The following is a 3,756-nucleotide window of genomic DNA, read 5'->3' on the forward strand; positions in this document are numbered from 1 at the left end:
CGGGGAGCCCGTGGAATCCGGGGAGCGAGCCGCCTCGTCCCCCCATCCCTCGCTGCCCGCGCCGTGACGGAAGGGGGCCCCGGGGGTGAGCCGGCGGGTGCGAAGACCCGGGGGCCGGGGAGAAGCCTCGCCCGATCCGGAAGGGCTCCACCCCGTCCGGGGTGGAGCCCTCCTCGGGAACCACGGGGCGCCCGGGCCCGGTGGTTCCGGGACGTGCGTCAGGAGTGCCGGTCTCCCCGGCCGGGCTCGTCGGGGGTGTCGGCCTCGATGCGCTCCTTGCGCACCTCGCCCCGCACGGGCTCCTCCTCGGTGTGCTCCTCGGTGTCCAACCGCACCCGTTCCACCGGTTCGGTGCGGGTTTCGACGACCGGCCGCTCCTCGTGCAGCGTCACCTCGTGCTCGGATTCGGTGATCTCGGGGCCGGAGACCGCCGACTCCCGATTGGCATCGGTGATCGGCTCCCGCTCGACCCGCACCTCCTCCCGGCTGACCGGGACGGTCCGCTGCTCCTCCTCGGTGACCACGTACTTCCGCAGCCGTGCACGACCGGTCTCCCGCCGTTCCTTCCCGACGTGCATCCGCTCCTCGGAGCGGGTCATCGCGTCGTCGGCTCCGGGTCCCCGGTAACCGGGCGGGGCGTCGGCGGTGGGCGGCTCCTGGGCGGCCCGACCCTCACTCCCGGTTCCGATACCGGCGTCCAGCCTCGGTTCGGTGTCCTCCCAGCCGCCGGTGTCGGCCTCCATCTCGGTTCCGGTGCGCTGTTCGCGGTCGGAGTGAGCCCAGCCGCCGGCTCCCGGGGCGTTGGCGTCCTGCCAAGCGGCGTCCCAGTCGATGCCGTAGTGCTCGTACAGCCGGTGTTCCTCCTGCTCGGAGAGGTGCCCGCCGGAGTCCACGTCCACGTTCGGCGCGTCCTTGACCATGTCCTTGTCGTAGGGGACCTCCAGGTGGTCCTCGACCAGATTGGCCTCGTGGATCGGGACGAACGACTCGTTGGTACCGAAGAGACCGGTCTTGACGCTGACCCATTCGGGGCGGCCGGTGGCGTCATCGAGAAAGACGTGTTTGGCGTCACCGATCTTCTTGCCCCGGCGGTCGTGAACCGGATGGTCCAGCACGGCCGGGATCTGCTCTCGAGTGATCACTGTTCTCCTCCTTCAGCTGCCTACCGTGCGCCTAACCTGCACAAAGACCCGAAAACCACCTAAAGGGTCAATTTGTCGATTCGGAGAGGCTTCCGCCCCGGAACGACCGGAGGGGTGACGGCCGGTGACCGTCACCCCTCCATACCCCGGGCACCCCGGTCCCTTCCCGGCGGTGGTTCAGAGCTTGCGCGTGTCCCGGGGTTCCACGTAGGGCTCCGTCTCCGGCGAGTGGCCGGTGGCGATCGCGCGGGACCGCTCCAGTTCCGCGTTGACCTCCAGCCCCAGCAGGATCGCGATGTTCGAGATCCACATCCAGATCAGGAAGATGATCACACCCGCCAGGCTGCCGTAGGTCTGGTTGTAGTTTCCGAAGTTCGCCACGTAGATCGCGAAGCCGACCGAGGCCAGGATCCAGATCAGGACCGCCAGCAGGCTGCCGGGGCTCACCCAGCGGAAACCGTGCTTCACATTGGGGCACGCCCAGTACAACAGGGCGATCACCATGCTGAACAGCAGCACCATCACGGGCCACTTGGCGATGTCCCACACCCGGACCGCGGTGTCGCCCAACCCCAGCACCTCACCGGCCCGATCGGCCAGGGTGCCGGTGAACACCACGCCGACCGCGATGAGCACCAGCACCACCGCCACCACCACGGTGACCCCGAAGCGGATCGGCAGGGTCTTCCAGATGGGGCGACCCTCACCGATGTCGTAGACCGCGTTGGAGGCCCGCATGAACGCCGCGATGTAGGCGGAGGCCGACCACAGGGCGACCGCGAGACCCGCGATCAGGGCGAACCCCGCACCACCGGTCGCCCCCTCGAGTTGCCCCAGCATGCTGGTCAACAGGTCGCGCACCGGGCCGGGGGTCAACTCCCCCAGATTCTCGATCATCGTCTGGATGGCGTTGGTGCCCATCAGCCCCGCGATGGAGATCAGGGCCAGCAGCGCCGGAAAGATCGACAGGACGCCGTAGTAGGTGAGCGAGGCCGCCCAGTCGATCAGACCGTCCTCCTTGAACTCCTTGGCGGTTCGCTTGAAGACGTTCTTCCAGGAGCGCCCGGACAGGTCGGTCGGGCTCTCCGGCGGCTCCTCGCCGCGAGGGCCCTCGGGAGGCCGCCCCCGCTCGGGATCCACGGCGTGCTCGGCCGTCGACCCTGTTCCTCCCCGCCCGTGTTCTCCCCGGTCCGCCGCCTCCCCACGTCCGCCCGGCGGGAGATCCCGTCCGGTCTCCTCCGCGGCCTCGCGCTCGTGTCCCGTGTATCGCCGTGCCATGTTGCCACCTCTTCCGACGGGCCCGGAGGGGCCCGGAGTCCGACCCGGAGCCCGACGGGCCGGGCCCCGCCGCACCGCACCGAACGTTCGGCCCGGTGACGGCGGGGCCCGGCCGGTCCGCTCCGGGAGTCACACGGAGTCGGATTGCCCGCGAGCCTCGTCCGACACGTCCCGGGCGGAATCCCGTGCCCGTTCGGTCACCCGTCCCGTCTGGTCACGGGCCTCCTCCCGGACGGCCCCGGCGGCCTCACCGGCGGTCTCCCGCAGTTCCTCGCCCGCCCGGCGGCCCGCTTCCGCGGCATCGTCCTTCAGCCGCTGCGCGGACTCGCCGACCGCCTCCCGGACGGGTTCGATCAGGCCCTCCGCCCGATCGGAGACCTCCGAGAGCATCTCCCGTTCGGCGCGGCTCGGCGGGAGCAGCGAGGAGACGAGCAGGCCGGCACCGAAGGCGATCACCCCGGCCGCCAGCGGGTTCCCCCGGGTGCGTCGAACGGCGAGTTCGGGGGCCTGCTCCAGAGTGTCCCCGACCTGACCGGCGGCCCGCCTCACCTCCGCCGCGGTGTGCTCGGCCCCTTCGCGCACCGACTCGGTCGCCCGGTGGGTGTGGTCGCGTGCCGCGTCGGACGTGTCCGAGGCACCGCCCATCACGCGGTCCCGCAGGTCGTGCACGGCTCCCCGCACCCGCCGTCCGCGGCGACGCACCGCCGCCTTCGGGCTGGCGCGTTCCGCCAAGCGGTCCACGTTCTCCGCCAGGCGCTCCCGCGTGACATCGATGTCGTCCTTCATCCGGTCGGGTGACGTGCCCATTGTGCGTCCTCCTTCAGTGTTTCCACGGTCCTCTCCGGCTTGGGCGAGACCTCGCGCATCCGCGAACGTCCCAGTACGAACAGGACACCGCCGATCGCCGCCCAGACGGCGGTCACGATCAGGGCCGCCCACCCGCCGTCCATCACATTGGCCAGTCCCAACACCGCGGCCAGGGACAGGAAGATCGCCACCATCCACCCCGCGAACCCCGCGCCCCCGAACATCCCGGCGGCCCTGCCCGCCTTGACGGCCTCCTCCCGCACCTCGGTCTTGGCCAGCTCGATCTCCTGGCGGAACAACGTCTGCACGTCCGAGGTCACCGCGGCGAGCAGCTCGCCCACCGAGGCATCCTCCTCATGCTTCTCACGCGGCTCGGCCTGGTGTGTGCCGCGTGATTCCGGCGAAACGGATGACATCTCACGCCTCCGGTCGGCCCGAGCGGCCGACGTTGGTGGGATCGGTGGGGTGGGTCGCCGCACCGGGGGTCCCGCTCCCGAGGGGCGTGCCGGGCGGCGTGCCCGGGGGGGTG

At 71.0% G+C, this 3,756-nt stretch carries 4 protein-coding genes; all 4 read right to left on the reverse strand.

From position 1 onward, the window contains the following. Window positions 1-218: 218 nt before the first annotated feature. The 4 genes from FOE67_RS19480 to FOE67_RS19495 all read right to left on the reverse strand — a co-directional run bounded on the left by FOE67_RS19480 (window position 219) and on the right by FOE67_RS19495 (window position 3,568). Window positions 219-1,142: a DUF2382 domain-containing protein gene (locus FOE67_RS19480; RefSeq protein WP_182666069.1), complete on the reverse strand. Its 924-nt coding sequence runs from the start codon at window positions 1,140-1,142 to the stop codon at window positions 219-221. A gap of 177 nt (window positions 1,143-1,319) precedes the next feature. After that, window positions 1,320-2,420 carry a YihY/virulence factor BrkB family protein gene (locus FOE67_RS19485; RefSeq protein WP_182666071.1) on the reverse strand — a complete coding sequence of 367 codons (1,101 nt, stop codon included), beginning with the start codon at window positions 2,418-2,420 and terminating at the stop codon, window positions 1,320-1,322. 129 nt (window positions 2,421-2,549) lie between these two features. Next, a complete protein-coding gene (locus FOE67_RS19490; RefSeq protein WP_182666073.1) occupies window positions 2,550-3,227 on the reverse strand; it encodes a DUF3618 domain-containing protein in 678 nt (225 codons plus the stop codon). Next, entirely contained in the window at window positions 3,203-3,568 is a 366-nt protein-coding gene (locus FOE67_RS19495) for a phage holin family protein (RefSeq protein WP_323385076.1), read from the reverse strand. Before FOE67_RS19495 ends, FOE67_RS19490 begins: the two co-directional genes overlap by 25 nt. Window positions 3,569-3,756 lie beyond the last annotated feature (188 nt).

The sequence above is a fragment of the Streptomyces calidiresistens genome, from assembly GCF_014141525.1.
GTDB lineage: Bacteria > Actinomycetota > Actinomycetes > Streptomycetales > Streptomycetaceae > Streptomyces > Streptomyces calidiresistens.